13 protein-coding genes are annotated in these 16,862 nt (G+C 62.2%); 5 read left to right on the plus strand and 8 right to left on the minus strand.

Annotated elements, in window-relative coordinates; all coding sequences use genetic code 11:
- Positions 1 to 76 precede the first annotated feature (76 nt).
- The 3 genes from QM649_RS16730 to QM649_RS16740 form a co-directional block, all read right to left on the minus strand.
- Entirely contained in the window at positions 77 to 289 is a 213-nt protein-coding gene (locus QM649_RS16730) for a hypothetical protein (RefSeq protein ID WP_415200206.1), read from the minus strand.
- Between the two features lie 16 nt (positions 290 to 305).
- On the minus strand, positions 306 to 2,033 hold the full coding sequence (locus QM649_RS16735) for a sodium:solute symporter family protein (RefSeq protein WP_415200207.1): 1,728 nt from the start codon (positions 2,031 to 2,033) through the stop codon (positions 306 to 308).
- Positions 2,034 to 2,096: 63 nt separating this feature from the next.
- Positions 2,097 to 2,789 (minus strand): L-ribulose-5-phosphate 4-epimerase, encoded by a 693-nt coding sequence (locus QM649_RS16740; RefSeq protein WP_415200208.1) that lies wholly within the window; start codon positions 2,787 to 2,789, stop codon positions 2,097 to 2,099.
- 129 nt (positions 2,790 to 2,918) lie between these two features.
- Between QM649_RS16740 and QM649_RS16745 the strand changes: the two genes are divergently transcribed.
- Positions 2,919 to 4,016, plus strand: coding sequence for a LacI family DNA-binding transcriptional regulator (locus QM649_RS16745; protein WP_415200209.1), 1,098 nt, complete (start codon positions 2,919 to 2,921; stop codon positions 4,014 to 4,016).
- Positions 4,017 to 4,088: 72 nt separating this feature from the next.
- Here the strand turns inward: QM649_RS16745 and QM649_RS16750 are convergent, their stop codons facing one another.
- Complete coding sequence (locus QM649_RS16750) at positions 4,089 to 6,677, minus strand: TonB-dependent receptor (RefSeq protein WP_415200210.1); 2,589 nt, start codon at positions 6,675 to 6,677, stop codon at positions 4,089 to 4,091.
- Positions 6,678 to 7,045: 368 nt separating this feature from the next.
- Here QM649_RS16750 and QM649_RS16755 point away from each other — a divergent pair, with 368 nt between their 5' ends.
- The gene (locus tag QM649_RS16755; RefSeq protein WP_415200211.1) at positions 7,046 to 7,618 is read left to right on the plus strand and encodes a hypothetical protein; all 573 of its coding nucleotides are present in this window, start codon (positions 7,046 to 7,048) and stop codon (positions 7,616 to 7,618) included.
- 5 nt (positions 7,619 to 7,623) lie between these two features.
- Here QM649_RS16755 and QM649_RS16760 read toward each other — a convergent pair whose 3' ends face one another.
- Together QM649_RS16760 and QM649_RS16765 are read right to left on the minus strand one after the other, a co-directional pair.
- On the minus strand, positions 7,624 to 9,060 hold the full coding sequence (locus QM649_RS16760) for an ATP-binding protein (protein ID WP_415200212.1): 1,437 nt from the start codon (positions 9,058 to 9,060) through the stop codon (positions 7,624 to 7,626).
- Positions 9,050 to 9,724: a response regulator transcription factor gene (locus QM649_RS16765; RefSeq protein WP_415200213.1), complete on the minus strand. Its 675-nt coding sequence runs from the start codon at positions 9,722 to 9,724 to the stop codon at positions 9,050 to 9,052. Before QM649_RS16765 ends, QM649_RS16760 begins: the two co-directional genes overlap by 11 nt.
- 119 nt (positions 9,725 to 9,843) lie before the next feature.
- On the opposite strand from QM649_RS16765, the gene QM649_RS16770 reads away from it, so the two are divergent.
- Entirely contained in the window at positions 9,844 to 11,556 is a 1,713-nt protein-coding gene (locus QM649_RS16770; RefSeq protein ID WP_415200214.1) for a 30S ribosomal protein S1, read from the plus strand.
- A 60-nt stretch (positions 11,557 to 11,616) separates the two neighbouring features.
- Here QM649_RS16770 and QM649_RS16775 read toward each other — a convergent pair whose 3' ends face one another.
- Positions 11,617 to 12,267 carry a response regulator gene (locus tag QM649_RS16775; protein WP_415200215.1) on the minus strand — a complete coding sequence of 217 codons (651 nt, stop codon included), beginning with the start codon at positions 12,265 to 12,267 and terminating at the stop codon, positions 11,617 to 11,619.
- Positions 12,268 to 13,668 carry an ATP-binding protein gene (locus tag QM649_RS16780; protein ID WP_415200216.1) on the minus strand — a complete coding sequence of 467 codons (1,401 nt, stop codon included), beginning with the start codon at positions 13,666 to 13,668 and terminating at the stop codon, positions 12,268 to 12,270.
- 192 nt (positions 13,669 to 13,860) lie between these two features.
- On the opposite strand from QM649_RS16780, the gene QM649_RS16785 reads away from it, so the two are divergent.
- On the plus strand, positions 13,861 to 15,006 hold the full coding sequence (locus tag QM649_RS16785) for an efflux RND transporter periplasmic adaptor subunit (RefSeq protein WP_415200217.1): 1,146 nt from the start codon (positions 13,861 to 13,863) through the stop codon (positions 15,004 to 15,006).
- The coding region (locus tag QM649_RS16790) for an efflux RND transporter permease subunit (protein WP_415200218.1) at positions 15,007 to 16,862 on the plus strand (1,856 nt) is incomplete at its 3' end. It lies immediately after the preceding gene.

The raw sequence follows: 16,862 nt of genomic DNA on the forward strand, positions 1-16,862 counted from the left end.
AAATCCGATCTCTTTGTCTATTTGTCGCTGATCCCCGATATGTGGAGCGGATCAGGGTATGGGAGTGGAAGAGCAATCAGCCGAGTTTCTTCGGCCAGAACTTGATGAGATAGATAAGCCCGGCGACGAGCATGAAGCCGCCCCACCAGATAGGTGCGTGAAGCGAGTAGAGCGTGGGTGGGTGAGCCAGCGGATGGCTGAGCTCCCAGATACCTTCCGCCGTGATGACAAGGCCATAAGCGCCGAAGAGGAGACCGGCAAAGAACCAGATGGAGAGTGTTTCGCGCATGCTCTCTGCTCCTTTCCTACCAGAAGATGATGTTGATCGCGACAAATACTGCTGCGATGACGCCGGCCCAGACGATGGGCTTCTGGTACCAGTGGTCGTCGTGCTCCACGGGCAGAGGCGAGACGCCGTAGACCAGGCCGTCGAGCTCGGCGACCGGGCGTGCGGGAGTCATGTAGCTGACGACGACGGTCACGATGACGCAGACCAGCCACGACCAGAGGGCGCGGTAGAGGTCTTCGGCCATGGCCTTGGCATCGGGCGAAAGAGCGACGTAGCGGAGGGCGGAGGGATCATGGTGGACCCATGCCCACAGCCCGACCGCGGTGAGGGTGCCGGAGAGCAGTCCCCAGAAGCCGCCGGCCTTGGTCGCGCGCTTCCAGAGCATGCCGAGGATCACGGTGCCGAAGAGCGGAGCGATGAAGAAGCTGAAGAGGCTCTGCACGTAGTCCATGATGGAGGCTGCGTGCTGCACGAGGTAGGCGGTGCCGACCGAGATGAGCACGCCGACGAAGGTGCATCCGCGGCCCATGGCGACGTAGTGGCGGTCGGTGGCCTTCTTATTGATGAAGGCGCCGTAGATGTCGTAGGTCCAGACGGTGGAGAAGGCGCTGACGTTGCCGGCCATGCCGGACATGAAGCCGGCGATGAGCGCGGTGACGCCGAGGCCGAGCAGGCCGGGTCCGCAGTAGCGGACGAGCATCAGGGGCAGGACTTCGTTATAGCTGTGGCCGCCGGTGAGGACCGCCTGCGATTCGCCGACCAGGTGGTAGGGAAGAACCGAGAGAGCCAGCAGGCCGGGCAGTACGACGATGAAAGGCACCATCATCTTGAATCCGGCGCCGATGATGGGAGCCATGCGGGCGGCGCGCAGGTTATGCGCGGAGAGCACGCGCTGGACGACGAGGAAGTCGGTGGTCCAGTAGCCGAAGCTGATGACGAGCCCGAGGCCGAAGACGATGCCGCTCCAGTGCACGCCCATGGGATTGTCCTTGAAGTGGCCGAGGCCGCTCCACAGGTGGACGTACTGGGCGTTGCCGACATTGGTGAGGATCTGGTGCTTGAGGTTGGTCCAGCCGCCCGCCTCGACGAGGCCGAGGATGGGGACGAGCAACGCGCCGAGCCAGATCAGAAGAAACTGGAGAACCTCGTTGAAGATGGCTGAGCGCAGGCCGCCGAGCGCGACGTAGAGGGCGACGGTGATGGAGGAGACCCAGATGGAGAAGTTGAGGTTCCAGCCGAGGACGACCTTCATGACCAGCGCCATGGAGTACATGTTGATGCCGCTCATGAGCACGGTCATGAAGGCGAAGCTGACGGCCGAGAGGGCGCGTGCGCCGGGGCCGAAGCGCAGGCTCAGGTAGCCGGGGACGGAGTGCGTCTTCGAGATGTAATAGAACGGCATCATGATGATGCCGAGGAAGAGCATGGCGGGAACGGCGCCGATCCAGAACCAGTGGGTAGCGAGGATGCCGTACTGGTAGGCCGATCCGGCCCAGCCCATGAGCTCGAGCGACCCGAGGTTGGCGGAGACGAAGCTGAGGCCGGCGATCCATGCGGTCATCTCGCGGCCGGCCATGAAGAACTCTTCGCTGGTGTTGGCCGAGCCCTTCAAATAGAAGCCGATGAAGATGACGATGGCGAAATAGATGGCGATGACGAGGATGTCAATCGCGTTGAGGCGCGCGAGCTGATGAGTGACCGGCCCCTGAAAGAAAGCAAGAAGCGAAGCGGGTGAAGCGTGCATCTCTATTGTTCCTTAGCTGTTACAAAATGCGATGCGGTGATGCCGGTGATACGCGCGAATCATCTATTTGCCCTGCCCATAGGTGGCCTTGGCGCCGTGCTTGCGCTGGTAGTGGCGGTCGAGCAGAGCCTGGGAGACGCCGGTGCTGGTGGGGTTGAGGGAGACGGTGAGCCAGGCCATGCGGGCGACTGCTTCGAGAACGGTGGCGTGGTAGGCGGCGTCGGCTGCATCCTTGCCCCAGGCAAAGGGAGCGTGGCCACGCACCAGGACGCCGGGGACGGCGTTGGGGTCGAGGCTCTGGAAGCGGTTGGTGATGTTGATGCCGGTGTTCAGGACGTAATCGCCGTTGATCTCCTCGGCCGTCAGCTCGTCGGTGACCGGGACAGGGCCGTAGAAGTAGTCGGCGTGGGTGGTGCCGAAGGCGGGAATTTCGCGGCCGGCCTGGGCCCAGGCGGTGGCGTACTCGGAATGCGTGTGGACGACGCCGCCGATGGTGGGGAATTCCTTGTAGAGATGGATGTGGGTGGCGAGATCGGAGGAGGGACGCAGCTTGCCTTCGACGATTTTGCCGTCGAGGTCGGTGATGACGAGGTCCTCGGGAGTCATGGTCTCGTAGGGAACGCCGGAAGGTTTGATGACGACCAGGCCGGAGGCGCGGTCAATGCCGGAAACGTTGCCGAAGGTGTAGAGTACGAGACCGCGGCGAACGATTTCGAGGTTGGCGTCGAGGACGTCGCGGCGAAGCTGGTCGAGCATGGTGGAGAATCCTTCCCGGGAAATAATGCCAGTTGCTAAAGCGTTTTACCAGTATTACTTCGGCAAACGTTTACTGGAAGTTTGAAGGTACGCGCTTTAAACTGGGCCAGTCAAGACAGGAGTGAGGGTTTGGCGACGAGAAAACGCCCCCGGCAGGGGAGCCAGGAAAAGCGGCTGGATATTCGCGATGTAGCGCAGCATGCGAAGGTATCGATTGCCACGGTTTCACGAACAATTAACGGGGTTCCGACGGTCGATAAAGAGCTGGCCCGACGCGTGTGGGCGGCGATCGAGGAGCTGAACTATTTTCCGAACACTCAGGCCCGGGCGCTGGTCTCGGGACGAACGCGGCTCTTCGGGCTGCTGGTGTCGGAAATTACTAACCCGTTCTTCCCGGAGCTGATCCAGGGCTTCGAGGAGGTTGCGGTGGAGAACGGCTACGAAATCCTGATCGGGTCGACGAATTACGACCCGGAGCGGATGAGCCTGTGCGTGCGCCGCATGCTTGAGCGCAACGTGGAGGGCGTGGCAGTGATGACCTTCGGCGTGGAGCAGCCGCTGCTCGAAGAGCTTGCTTCGCGGCGCGTGCCGATGGTGTTCGTCGATGCCGGGCCGCAGGGCGAACTGATGCGCTCGCTGGTGGTGGATTACCGGAAGGGCATCCACGAGGGTGTGCAGCATCTGGCAGTGCTGGGGCACAGGGACTTCGGCTACATCAGCGGCTCTCTGCAGCATCGCTCCTCGCAACTGCGCAGGGCTGCGTTCTTGGAAGCGCTGGAGACGATCGGCGCGGCGTCGCGCAAGGAATGGATCTCCGAGGGCGACCATACGTTGGAAGGCGGCATGCGGTGCATGGAAGCGATGATCGCTGCCGGTCCGCTGCCGACGGCCCTGCTGTGCTCGAACGACATGACGGCGATCGGCGCGCTGCGGGTGCTGACCAAGGCGGGGCTGCGGGTGCCGGAAGACGTGTCGCTGATCGGGTATGACGACATTCACCTGGCGGAGTTCGTGAATCCGCCGCTGACCACGGTGCGCATGTCGCGGAACGATCTGGCGCGGGCGGCTTTCAACGCGCTGCGTTCGATCGCGGAAGGCCAGGAAAAAGAAGGCCAGCCCCGTACGTGGAAGGTGACGACGGCGCTGACGGTGCGGCAGTCGACGGGGTATCCGCGCAAGACGCAGCTTGCGGCGGCTCCTGCGAAGAAGCGAACGCCTAAGAAGTAAGAGTGTGGCTCATGACAAAATGACGAGGCCTTCGCGCTATGCGAAGGCCTCGTCGTTTGCTGCGGGGGAGGGTTACTTCTTGCGGTTGGGGAAAATGCCCATGCGGAAGGTGACCATGTAGCTGCGCGCCGAGGTCAGGCTGAGCTGATCGAGGGGTGAAGCGGCGGTGGTGGCGATGTAGCTCGATCCGTTGACGGCCACGGCGCTGTTGCTGGAGGCAACGTCGAGGATGTTTTCGCTGTTGAAGAGGTTGTTGATGCTGAAGCCGATCTTCGACTCGTCGAAGAAGGAGTGCTTGCGGATGGTGTAGTTGAGGAACAGGTTCACGTTGTTGAAGGGAGCATCGTAGACCTGGTTGTGATAATCGCCGTTGTCGTTGTAGTGGGCGCCCACGCGCTTCTCGATTACGCCGAGGTCGAAGCCGTGATTGCCGTAGGTGACGGCGAGGGACTGCGTGTATCCCGGCGTATCGGCGACGTAGAGGCCGGAAGGCACGCCGGTGCCGGTGTAGGTCGCCTTGTTCACGGTGCCGTTGGCGTAGACGTGGACGCCATAGCCGACGGCGACGTTCGTCTCCGCCTCAAAGCCCCTGGTGATGGAGTCCGGTCCGAGGTAGTACTCGTTGTTGTCGTAGGCCGGATCGTTCGGGTTGGCCACGGCGAGCGCGACGTAGTTGTTCTGGAACTTCACGCGGAAGACATCGGCGTCGAGGGTGAAGCGGTTGGTCTTGAGGACCGTGCCGGCCTGGTACGTAGTGGTCTCGGTAGGCTTGGGGAGCTGGCTGACTTCCGCACCGCCGCCGGCGACGTCGAAGGTGGAGCTGGGAGGAATCTCCGCGCCCTTGCCGAACTGCGCGTAGGCCGACCAGTTATTGAGAATGCGGTAGTTGCCTTCGGCCGAGGGCAGATTGCTGCCGAAGCCGCCGGATGAGTTCACGTGCGATGCGCCGCCGAGGCTGCCGACGGTCTTGCCATCGTCGGCAAACTGCGTCAGGTTCATCGTGTAATAAGCTTCCTTGTCGCCGCCGGTAAGGGTAAGGCGCTTGGTGGGGTGCCATTCGTATTCGATGAACGGGTTGTAGGAGTTCGTCCAGAAGTTCTCGTGGAAGTTCGGGAGCGCCTGATCTTCGTGGGTGAGCGGGTTCGACGGGATCTGGTAGCGATTCGTGGTAGCCCACTCATACCAGAGGCCCGTGCGGAAGACGCCATACTTCGAGATCTGGCTGGCGGTGGCGGTCTCACCGTACTTGCGATAGCTGTTCAGCTTGTCGACGGCGCAGGGCAGGTAGCTGTAGCCCTTCTTGGTCTTGGGCGTAGAGCAGTTGGTCTGGGTGATCCAGTCGGTGGAGCTGTCCTTGCCGGTGGCGAGACCGGTGGTGTCGTTCGGGTTGTCGTTCGCGTAGTACTGACGGTTGTTGTAGCTGTAGGTGTACGGCTTGGCATCGATGAGCCAGCCGTGGCCCAGGAACGAGTGGATGCCGACGTACTCGAAGTCCGTGGGGACGACGTAGTAGTTGTAGGGCTGGTAGAAGCCGCTGGTCGGGTCGTTCTTCTGGAGCAGGTAGTTCCATCCGTAGTTCTGAATCTGCGCGCGGAGCGGTGGGTTATTCGGCGTGTTGGTGTAGACGCGGATGACGCCGCTGTAGCCGGTAACGGTCGTCTTGTCGGAGGCGTTCCAGAGCACCTTGATGTCGCCAGCGTCGCGCTGCTGATCGTTATAGGTCTCGAAGCCGTCGGAGGTCATGCGATGCACGTCCAGCGTCATACCGACGTTCTTCTTCGCACCGATCATGCCGGTGCTGTACTTGCCGTCAATCAGCAGCGTGTTGAAGGAGCCGTAGGAGACCTGCGGCTGGATGTTCTGTTCCTGCGGGACATCGGGCGAGATCAGGTTGATAGAGCCGCCGAAGGTGCTGGGGCCGATGGTGGAGGCGGTGCCGGGGCTGCGGTCGAAGTCCACGCTGCCGATCCACTGGCCGGGGAAAAAGGCCCACGAGTGGTGGGTGGGGGTGTTCGTATCTTCGAAGGGGATGCCGTCCCAGGTGATGTCGTAATCGCCGTCAGGGAAGCCGCGGAAGTACGTGGTGCCCTGGCCGAGGCCGATGCCGTTGGAGTTGTAGCTGAAGGTGCCCGGGGCGATCTGGATGATTTCGGTGTAGTCGGAGGTGGGCGGCGTGAATTCGCGGATGAACTTGCTGCCGATTTCGGACTTGGGCGCGGTAGCGTCGAGCGAGCCCTGCGAGAGGCCTTCCTGCGCGGCGAGCGAATTGCCGGCGAGGCCGCGGACTTCGACGTTCTCAGACGAAGAGGCGACGTTGAGCTGAACGGGCAGGTGCAGGGACTTGCCTCCGGTCAGCGATACCTGGCTCTGGGTTACGGTCTGGAAGCCCGGCGAGGCGATGGTGACGTCATAGCTGCCATCCGCAAGACCCGAGGCGTAGAAACGGCCCTGATCGTCGGTAAAGAACTGCTGATCGACGCCGGTCGCGCGATTGCGGACATGCACGTCCGCTTTCTGAATGGCGTTGCCGCGGGAATCCATGACCGAGCCGGTGATCGAGCCACCGGTCGCGGTCTGGGCCATGAGCAGCGAAGAAGCCGCGAGCAGCGCTGTCGCTGTGCCGGTCCAAGTGCAGGATCTGCGTCCGAAGTTGGGTAACAAGTCTTCCTCCAAAGAAATGTCCGCTGGGGACTAAGTCTCGGCAAACCGTAACGGGCGGCTGTGAATGTTTGGTTACAGCGCGGGAGCGCGGAGAGCGGCGAAAGGAGGAAGGCAGCGCGCGGCTGCGTCCGCGTCTACGATTGCGCCTGGGCAGAGCGGCGGGAGATCGCAGAAACCCGTTGTGGGCAGGCACTTCCGCTGGCGCGCGATGGAATGGAAATAAATTCGGCGCGGGAGCTCCGGGCGCGGAGAAACCAGGCCAAGCTGAAGGTTTCTTAAGGTTCTTCTTAAGAACTTTTTCAGGTCTTCGCGCGTGTTTATGCGGGTGTTTGCGTGACGGCGGAGCCTCATGCGAGTCTGAAGCTCGTATGCGCCAGCCCCTGCGTTCTCTCCTGTCTGCCATCGTGCTCTGCTCTGCTGCGGCTGCGGCCTCAGCCCAGAGCCAGCTTGCCAACACCACCGTGCTGATCGTGCGGCACGCCGAGAAACCACCCGAGGGCGCGAGCCTGACGCCGCAGGGCTTTGCCCGCGCGAAGGCGTATGCGACCTACTTCGATCCGTTTCAGCTCGAGGGAAAGCCTTTCGTGATCAACGCGCTCTATGCGGGGCATGATTCGAAGAACAGCGTGCGTCCCCGCCTGACGCTCGAGCCCCTGAGCCAGGCGCTGCATCTGCCGTTGAACACGGATTTCTCCACGGAAGACCCGGAGGCGCTGGCTGAGAATCTGCGCAGCGCGACGCATGGCGACCATGTGCTGATCGCCTGGCGGCATAAGAAGATTCCCGCGCTGGTGACAGCGCTGGGCGGCGATCCGGCGCAGGTGATTCCCGGCGACGCGTGGCCGGACGAGGTGTACGACTGGGTGGTAGTGCTGCGCTTCGACGCGAACGGCAAAGTCGCGCAGGAGCAGTTGATTCACGAACCGAACCTGCTGCCCTGATTCCGCTAAAGCAGCGTTTCCGCGGGATGCTCGATGGTGTCGTGGAGCGCCCGCGGGACGCGGATGGTGAAGACAGATCCCTTCTGCGGCACGCTGTCGACGGTGAGTTCGGCACGATGCGCGTCGGCAATCCAGCGAGCGATCGAGAGGCCGAGACCCAGGCCGGCCTTGGTGCGACGCTCGCGTAGATCGGCCTGGTAATAGCGGTCGAAGATGCGGCGGCGCGTGTCGTGCGACATGCCGATGCCGGTATCGCGAACATGAAGCAGGGCGTGTGTCTTCTCCGCGCCGAGCTCTACGCGAACCTCTCCAAACTCCGGTGTGAACTTGATGGCGTTATCGAGCAGGATGCCAAGCAGGCGCTGCAGGAGCAGCTTGTCGCCTTCGATCTGCAGAGGCTCGTCTGGCAGGCTCCAGTCGAGCAGGATGTGATTGGCTTCGGCGACGTCTTCGACGCGGCGACAGCCGCTGACGACGAGCTCACAAAGGTCGAGTCGCTCGACGGAGAGCTCGTGCGCGAAGTTATCGCTGCGAGCCATGGAGAGCAGGGCATCGAGCAGCGTCGTGGCGGTGCGGCATTCGGTCGCGATGCGGTCGAGGTGTTCGCGGTATTCATCGTCGGAGCGATTGCGGTTGAGGGAGAGCTGCGCGGTGGCGAGCATCACCGTGATGGACGTGCGGAGGTCGTGCGAGGCGTCCGCGGAGAACTGGCTGAGACGCTTGACCGCGGCTTCGAGGCGAGCGAGGAGCTGATTCCACGCGATGGCGAGCTGCTGGACTTCATCCTTGGCGGGCGGGACTGGGAGACGCGCGGAGAGATTGCCGATACCGATGCCGACGGCGGCGCGGGTCATACGATCGATGGGCTCCATGGCGCGCCGGCTGAGGAAGTATCCGCAGAGCAGGGCGAGCAGGAAGATGACCGGCATGAGCAGCAGAAGCGCCCGCTGATAGGCGGCGAGGACATCGAACTCTTCTTCGAGTGAGCTGCCGAGATAGAGGGTCATCGGCTGACCGGAGATGAAGGCCTGATGGCACATGACGAGCGTCGGCGCACCGCCGATGACCTTGAGCGAATAGCTGCGCTTCAGGCAGGAGCGCTCATAGGGCGTGGCCCAGGCAGCCTGCCCCTCGGATAGAGGGAAGACGAGGGAGCGATCCATGCGTCGCAGCTCGAAGAGATTGCCTTCATGGGTCACCAGCGCGTAGCCGCTGAGCTGGGTTTCGAGCGAGTCACGGACACCCTGGGACTGATTGGCCTCGAGCATGTGCAGGAGGCGGGTTTCGCGGCCGAGCAGGTGCGACTGCTTCTCGACGATGAGCGCGTGGTGCAGGATGCCGTCGGAAGCGACGCCGAAGAGCACCGCACCGAGGAAGATGACCGCCAGGTACCAGAGGGTAAGCCGCGCGCGAATGGACAGGGTTTGTACTCTATTCCACAACGAAGATGTACCCCGTGCCGTGCACTGTGCGGATGAGCGGTTTGGTCTCGGACTTGTCCTCGAGTTTGGAACGCAGGCTGTGGATGTAGACGTCGAGGGTGTTTTCCTTGACCCCGGTGGCATCATCCCAGGCGGCTTCGATGAGCTCTTCGCGGGAGGTGACAAGGCCGCTGCGGCGCATCAGGACATCGAGCAGCTCGGTCTGCTTCCGGGTGAGCGGGATCTGGCGGCCGTTGCGGGTAGCCTGGCGGCGCTGGCGGTCCAGAGTGACGCCGCTGGCCTGAAGCAGCGGGCTCTGAACAGGCTGGGCGCGGCGGGCGATGGCGCCGATGCGCGCGAGCAGAATCTTGAGCAGAAAGGGCTTAACGAGGTAGTCGTCGGCGCCGAGATCGAAGGCTTTGAGCACCTTGGGGACGGCGTCGACGGCGGTGAGCATGAGGATGGGCGTGCGGCAGTGGCGGGCACGCACGGTCTCCAGGACCTGGAAACCGTCCATGCCGGGGAGGTAGACGTCGAGGAGCGCGGCGTCGTATTCGCCGCCCAGCATCATGGCCGCGCCTTCGACTCCGTCATAGGAAATCGAGACGCTGTGGCCTTCTTCGCGCAGGCCGCGTTCGACCAGGCCGGCAATGCGCTTGTCATCTTCAATCAACAGGACATTCATGGTGCGCTGCACACAAGTAAGCCATCGGATTGTTGCAGTGATGTGAATGCCGGGGTGCAGATTCGGGCCGGCGGGCAGCCAGGTGAGGGGGAAACGTGACAAAATGATGACAATTCCGCATGAACAACGAATCCTTGCCCTCCGTTCCGACCTCCGAAGCCAGCCTGAACCCTGAAACCGCGGAGAACGCGCCTGCGACCGAGTCCTTTGGCGACCTCCTGTCCCAGTTCGAGCAAGAGAACCGTCCGGCGGGGAAAGACCGCTCGGAGGTGGAAGGCACCGTTGTCTCGATCACACCGGAGAATGTGGTGCTCGATATCGGCCTGAAGGTCGAGGGCGTGCTACCGCGCGGTGCGTTTGAGAACGATGCCGCCGAGGTGAAGGTGGGCGACCGCCTACTCGTCTCAGTGAAGGGACGCACCGAGGAAGGCTTCTACGACCTGACGCGCAAGAAGGTTGCGAAGGTGACGGACTGGTCGTCGCTTGAAGCGGCTTTTGCGAACAAGAGCTCGATTGTGGGTGTGGTGACGGCGTCGAACAAGGGCGGCCTGACGGTGGACATCGGCGTGCGGGCCTTTCTGCCGGCCTCGCGCAGCGGCGCCCGCAGCGCCGAGGATCTCGAGAAGCTGGTGGGGCAGGAGATTCGCTGCCGGATCACGAAGCTCGATGTGGCCGACGAGGACGTGGTGGTGGATCGCCGCGCGGTGCTGGAAGAAGAGGCTGCCGAGGCTCGCGCCGGGCGTTTTGCCGCGCTGGGTGAAGGCTCGATTGTGACGGGCACGGTGCGCACGATCGCTCCTTATGGCGCATTCCTTGAGCTGGGTGGCGTGGATGGACTGCTGCATATCAGCGATCTCTCGTGGACGCGCGTGGAGAAGCTGGAAGAGCACCTGACGGTCGGGCAGGAGCTTGAAGTCATCGTGCTGAAGATTGACAGCGAGTCGAACCGCATCTCGCTCGGGCGCAAACAGCTGACCGCGCAGCCGTGGGATTCGGCGGCGGAGCGCTACGTGACCGGGCAAAAGATTTCAGGCACGGTGCGGAGGCTCACGGACTTCGGCGCGTTTGTCGAGGTGGAGGCGGGCATCGAGGGCCTGATCCACGTGTCGGAGATGTCGTGGATCAAGCGCGTGCGCAAGCCGTCCGATGTACTGAAGGTGGGCGATACGGTGGATGCGATCATCCTCGGCATCCAGCCGCAGGAGCGCAAGCTGTCGCTGGGCCTGAAGCAGGTACTCGACAATCCATGGGCGGCGGTGTCGCAGAAGTACGCGGCAGGCACGATCATCAAGGGCTCGGTGGTGCGCCTGGTGCCGTTCGGCGCCTTCGTGGAGCTTGAGCCGGGCATCGAAGGCTTGGTGCACGTGAGCGAGATTGTGGCCGACAAGCGCATCGCGCATCCGCAGGATGTGCTGCGTGTAGGCGAGGTGGTGACGGCGCAGGTGATGGCTGTCGATACCGAGAAGCGCCAGGTGAAGCTGAGCATGAAGCAGCTGATTCCGACCGGCCTCGACGAGTATCTCGAGGAGCATGCGGTAGGCGACACCGTCTCGGGCCGCGTGGCTGAGGTGAATGACAGCACGGCGAAGGTGGAGCTGGGCGAGGGCGTCTTTGCGACGTGCCGCGGCACCTCCACGCCGGGCGCGGCGGCGGGCAGCGATGCATCCGGCGCGGCGAACCTGTCGTCTCTGACAGCGATGTTGCAGGCGCGCTGGAAGGGCTCGGCGAAGACTCCGGCGGCGAGCACGGGGCTGCGCGTAGGCGAGGTACGGAGCTTCCGCATCGCGCTGCTCGACGCGGGGCAGAAGCGCGTGGAAGTGGAAGTGGTCTAAGACTATTTCAAAGAATTAGAAACGAGCGGGCGGCAGAGTACATCTGCCGCCCGTTTGCTTTTACTCGCTGCGCTGACGTTCGAGAGCGACGCGCACCAGCTGGCTGCGAGTGCGCACGCCGGTCTTCTCGAAGAGCTGCTGGAGCAGGGCTTTGACGTAGCTTTCGGAGATCGACATTGTAGTCGCGATCTCTTTATTCGTGAGGCCTTCAAAGACGCCATTCAACACGCTCTGCTCGCGGGTGGTGAGGTCGAGGGCAGGCCGCGTCTCCTGGCGCGGCAGGGATGGGACGGGCGCGCTCAGTTTGCTCAGGATGCTGCTGTCGATCCACGAGCCTCCGCGCACGATCATCAGAATGGCCTGAATCAGATCGGTGGGCGCGCTGTGCTTGAGGAAGATGCCGGAGGCTCCGTCGCGCAGGGCCTGGGCAATGGCGGCCTGATCGAGTCCGGCGGTGACCATGAGCACCTTGATCTCTGGGCGGCGGCCACGCATTTCCTGCAGGAGTTGAAGTCCGTTCGATTCGCCGAGATCGTAGTCGAGCAGGACGACATCGCTTCGATCGAGCGCGCTCGAGGCGATGGCTTCCCGTGCCGAAGCGAAGTGGGCGATGAGCTCGAGGCGTTCTTCGGCTTCGAGCAGGCGGGCGATGCCTTCACGAAAGAGCGTGTGGTCATCGACGAGGAGAAGGCGTATGGGCTCGTTCAGCATTTAATCCTGACCTTTCCGGGGTGCGTCAGGGTCCGTTGCCAGATCGACGATGAAGAGTGCGCCCTGCGGGGCAGGTTCGTAGCGCAGATTGCCGTCGAAAGAACGCAATAGGGCACGCGACAAATATAAGCCGAGGCCGGTGGAGTCGGCCGATCCCTCGAATGGCCGGAAGAGAATGGAGGGGTCTTCGACGCCGGGGCCATTGTCGGCAACTGCAATTTCCACGCGGCCCTGATGCGCGTGGGCAGAGATGGAGAAGGATGCGTCCTGCCGGCCTGCGATCGCGCGGCGGCTGTTCTGCGCAAGATTGAGGAAGACCTGCATGAGGCTGTGGTGATCGGCGAGTACGGGAGGAAGATCTCCGGGGAGCGACCACGCAGCGCGGATGTCTTCATCCTGCAGAGATGGCCGCAGCAGGATCATGAGCTCTTCGAAGAAAGAATGCAGGTCGATGGAAGCGATGAAGGCTTCGCGATCGCGAAGTTCCATGGCCGCGATACGCTTGAGCGCCTGCGTAAGGGTGCCGAGGGCTTCAAAGTCGGAGTGATGCGCGAGCATGGTGTCGCGCGAGAGATTCTCATGCACGACGGAGATCGCGCCGCAGATATTGCGTATCTCGTGCGAGACCGCGCTCACGAGGATGCGCGAGCCGAAGAGCAGCTGCTCGAAGCTGGTTTGCTCGCGGTCGCGGAAGTCTTCGGATGTGTCCACGATCATGGCGGCGAGACGCGGGCCGGCAGAGGTGCGATAGGTGGAGAACCAGACGTCGGCGAGAAAGGGCTCTCCATCCTGGCGCATGCCTTTGCACTGCATCATGGTGCGGAAGGAGCGGCCGTCGTCCGCCTGTTGCGGCACCTTGGCGAGCGAAGGCAGATAGGGGGCGATACCTGTGCCGGGCAGCGCGCCCGCAGGCAAGCCCAGAAGGCGATGCGCGGTGTTGTTGGCAAACAGAATGGACCCACCGGCATCTACTGTGACAATGGCGACGGGACTGCTTTCGATCAGGTTCTCAAGCTGCTCTTCGGCATCGCGCCGCGCCTGATTCTCCCGATTGAGGTTGCGCAGATGTACGGCCGCTGCTTTGCGGCGCTCGGTGATCTCAGAGGTGAAGAGACCAATGCCGGTAAAGGCAGTGACGTAGAGAAAGTCTCGAGTGAGGCCGAAGGGGACAGACCATTCGAGGCCATCGAAAAGCTCTGCGAGCACCGCGCAGAGTATGGCGATGGTGATGACGTACCATCGATTCAGCAGCGCGCCCGCAATCACAATCGGCAGCAGGTAGCCAAAACCGAAAGGGACAGCCGCAGTGGTGCGCCAGTCCGCGATCGCGACGCCGATGATGAGGGTCGCAATCAGCGCCAAATAAGTAGGACGTCTACCCGACGAAAAAAGACTCGACATTCCGTCTCCGAATCGTAACCTCGCTGCAATCTTTAGGGTACGCGCCCAGGAAGGGGTTGTGAGGTAACCGAAAGATAGATCGAATGGGGAGTTGCGTCGTCTAGAATTTTTAGAAATCGGTGCTCTTTCTTTACGCTTTTCCAACTAATGTGTAATTCAGGCGGCGACAGTGCCGCCGCACCGTGGAGGCTTGTGTACAAGGCAACAAACCGGACAATCTTTCTTTTTCCGCTGCTGGGCACTCTTCTGCTCACGGCATGCGGAAAGAAGCAGAGCGATGCTGCCTCAGAGGCTCCGCCATCGGCCACTGTCGTTCATGACGACGGGATGGGCCTGATTCGTGTGGATCGCCCTGAGCGCTTTCAGCTGACTACCGCAGTTGCCCATGAATCGACCGCGTCCCTGAATGTGACGGGCACGGTGACGCCCGATGTATCACGAGAGATTCCGGTGGTTTCGTTGGCCTCCGGCCGCGTGGTGGCGCTGCATGTGCGCCTCGGCGACTACGTTCGCAAGGGACAGCTGGTCATGGAAGTGCAGAGCAACGATATTTCTTCTGCATATGACCAGTATCTGAAGGCCGTGAACGACGAGCACCTGGCCAACACGCAGCTGGAGCGCGCGAAGATTCTCTTCGACAAGGGCGCGATTGCACACAGCCAGCTGGAGATTGCGCAGGACGGGGAAGACGACGCGAAAGCCGACCTGACCGCGGCCGAGCAGCAGCTGCATGTACTCGGTGTCGATCCGAAAGATCCGAGCGCGACGGTGAAGGTCTACGCGCCGGCATCGGGCTTCATCATTCAGCAGAATGTGACCGAGGCGGCGACTGCCGGTGTGACGTACTCCGGTTCGGCGAATGCATTCACCATTGCGGATCTCTCGCATGTGTGGATTCTTTGCGATGTGTATGAGAACGATCTTTCCACGGTTCACATCGGCGAATCGGCGGACATCAAGCTGAATGCCTATCCGGATCACGCGCTGAGTGGCACGATCAGCGATATCGGCGCGGTGCTCGATCCTTCGATCCGCACTGCGAAGGTCCGTATCCAGGTGAACAATCCGCAGAACCTGATGCGCATCGGCATGTTTGCGACGGCGACATTCCATGGGCGCAAGGAAGAGTCGAAGACCGCGGTGCCGGCGTCAGCCGTGCTGCATCTTCACGATCGTGACTGGGTCTATGAACCCGCCGGGGACGGCAGCTTCCGCCGTCTCGCCGTGCAGGGTGGTCCGATGCTTCCTGGCAACCTGCAGGAGATTGAGACGGGGCTGAGCGCCGGACAGCAGGTGGTCTCCAACGCTCTCGAACTCCAGAATTCGGCCGAGCAATAGATGATTCGCGGAATTGTAGATTTTGCACTGAACAACCGCTGGCTCATGCTCGGCGCCGCGATCCTGTTGTTCGCGTGGGGCATCGTCTCCTTTCACAACCTCCCGGTCGAGGCGTATCCGGACGTAGCGAATAACTATGTCGAAGTGATTACGCAGTGGCCGGGTCGCGCAGCCGAAGAGATCGAGCAGCAGGTCACGATCCCGATCGAAATTCAGATGGCGGGCATTCCGCACATGAGCCATCTGCGTTCGTTCTCGCTGGCCGGTCTTTCCGACGTCAAGATGATCTTCGACGACGATTCCATCAACGACTGGAATCGTGAGAAGGTGCTCGAACGCCTGAGCCAGGTGAATCTGCCGGCAGGCCTGCAGCCGCAGATCGGCACAGACTGGAGCCCGGTAGGCCAGATCTTCTGGTATACGGTGACCAGCACCAACCCCATGTACGACAACATGGAGTTGAAGTCGATTGAAGACTGGACTCTGGAAAAGCAGTTCAAGTCCGTGCCGGGCGTGGTCGACGTTTCCAGCTTCGGCGGCATGACCCGCGAGTACCAGGTGCAGGTCGATCCGGACAAGCTGGTTTCCTACGGCCTGAGCATCGGGCAGGTGGAGCAGCAGATCGCCGCGAACAATACGAACGCAGGCGGCGAGTTTATCGAGCAAGGCCAGCAGCAGGTTAACGTTCGTGAAGTCGGCCTGGTGGGCAGCGTCGAGGATATCGAGAACATCGTCCTCAAGACGCAGTCCGGCACAGCGCTGCGCGTACGCGACATCGCGACCGTGGTGCAGGGACCGAAGATCCGCCTGGGCCAGATCGGTAAGGCGATCCATCGTGAAGATGGAAAGATCATCGACAACAACGACACGGTAGAAGGCATCGCTCTGCTGCAAAAGGGCGACGACTCCGACAAGGTGCTCGAGGGCATTCACGAGAAGGTCAAGGAGCTGAACGAGCGCATCCTGCCGAAGGGCGTGAAGGTGGTGCCGTTCCTCGACCGCAGCGACCTTCTGCACTACACGACGCACACGGTGCTGCATAACCTCACCGAAGGCATTGTCCTTGTCGTCGTGATCCTGTTCCTGTTCCTCGGCAACGTGCGTGGAGCGCTGATCGTCTCGATCACGATTCCGTTCGCGCTGCTGTTCGCATCCATCCTGCTCGACCTGCGGCACATCCCGGCGAATCTTCTTTCGCTCGGCGCGCTGGACTTCGGCATGGTGGTCGACGGCGCGGTGGTCATGGTCGAGAACATCGTGCGGCACCTCGGACGGCGCGATGAGAATCGTCCCGGCACGGTGCTGGAGCAGATCCGCGAGGCTGCGCACGAAGTGCAGCGTCCGGTGTTCTATGCGATCGGCATCATCATTACTGCGTACCTGCCGATCTTCACGCTGCAGGCGGTGGAAGGCAGGCTCTTCCGCCCCATGGCCTGGACGGTGGCCTTCGCGCTGCTGGGCGCACTGCTGTTCTCGATGGTCCTGGCCCCCGTGCTTTCGAGCATCCTGATGTCGAAGGGCGCGAAAGAGTGGCACAACCCGCTGATGACGTGGCTGACCAAGCATTACAGGCGCAGCGCGACATGGGCGGTGGAGCATCGTTACGTGACGGTGGGCGTGGCAGTGTTTGCGCTCTGCGTCACCGGATTCCTGGGCTTCAGCGGCGTCATCGGTTCCGAGTTCCTGCCACACCTTGATGAAGGTGCGATCTGGGTTCGCGGAACTCTGGCTCCGAGCACCGGGCCGACCGAAGGCGAGGCTGTAGTGGATAAGGCTCGCGTGGTTCTGGCTGCATTCCCTGAGGTGACCCAGGTGGTGAGTCGTGTCGGTGCCGTCATCCGGACGTCCGACCTGAG

The organism is Silvibacterium sp. (genome assembly GCF_047605705.1).
Lineage (GTDB): Bacteria > Acidobacteriota > Terriglobia > Terriglobales > Acidobacteriaceae > Silvibacterium.

Bases quoted from the DNA above. Each gene is read 5' to 3' on its own strand.
- QM649_RS16740 (WP_415200208.1), bottom strand. From the start codon at position 2,789: ATGCTCGACCAGCTTCGCCGCGACGTCCTCGACGCCAACCTCGAAATC.
- QM649_RS16730 (WP_415200206.1), bottom strand. From the start codon at position 289: ATGCGCGAAACACTCTCCATCTGGTTCTTTGCCGGTCTCCTCTTCGGC.
- QM649_RS16765 (WP_415200213.1), bottom strand. From the start codon at position 9,724: ATGAATGTCCTGTTGATTGAAGATGACAAGCGCATTGCCGGCCTGGTC.
- QM649_RS16780 (WP_415200216.1), bottom strand. From the start codon at position 13,668: ATGTCGAGTCTTTTTTCGTCGGGTAGACGTCCTACTTATTTGGCGCTG.
- QM649_RS16775 (WP_415200215.1), bottom strand. From the start codon at position 12,267: ATGCTGAACGAGCCCATACGCCTTCTCCTCGTCGATGACCACACGCTC.
- QM649_RS16735 (WP_415200207.1), bottom strand. From the start codon at position 2,033: ATGCACGCTTCACCCGCTTCGCTTCTTGCTTTCTTTCAGGGGCCGGTC.
- QM649_RS16770 (WP_415200214.1), top strand. From the start codon at position 9,844: ATGAACAACGAATCCTTGCCCTCCGTTCCGACCTCCGAAGCCAGCCTG.
- QM649_RS16755 (WP_415200211.1), top strand. From the start codon at position 7,046: ATGCGCCAGCCCCTGCGTTCTCTCCTGTCTGCCATCGTGCTCTGCTCT.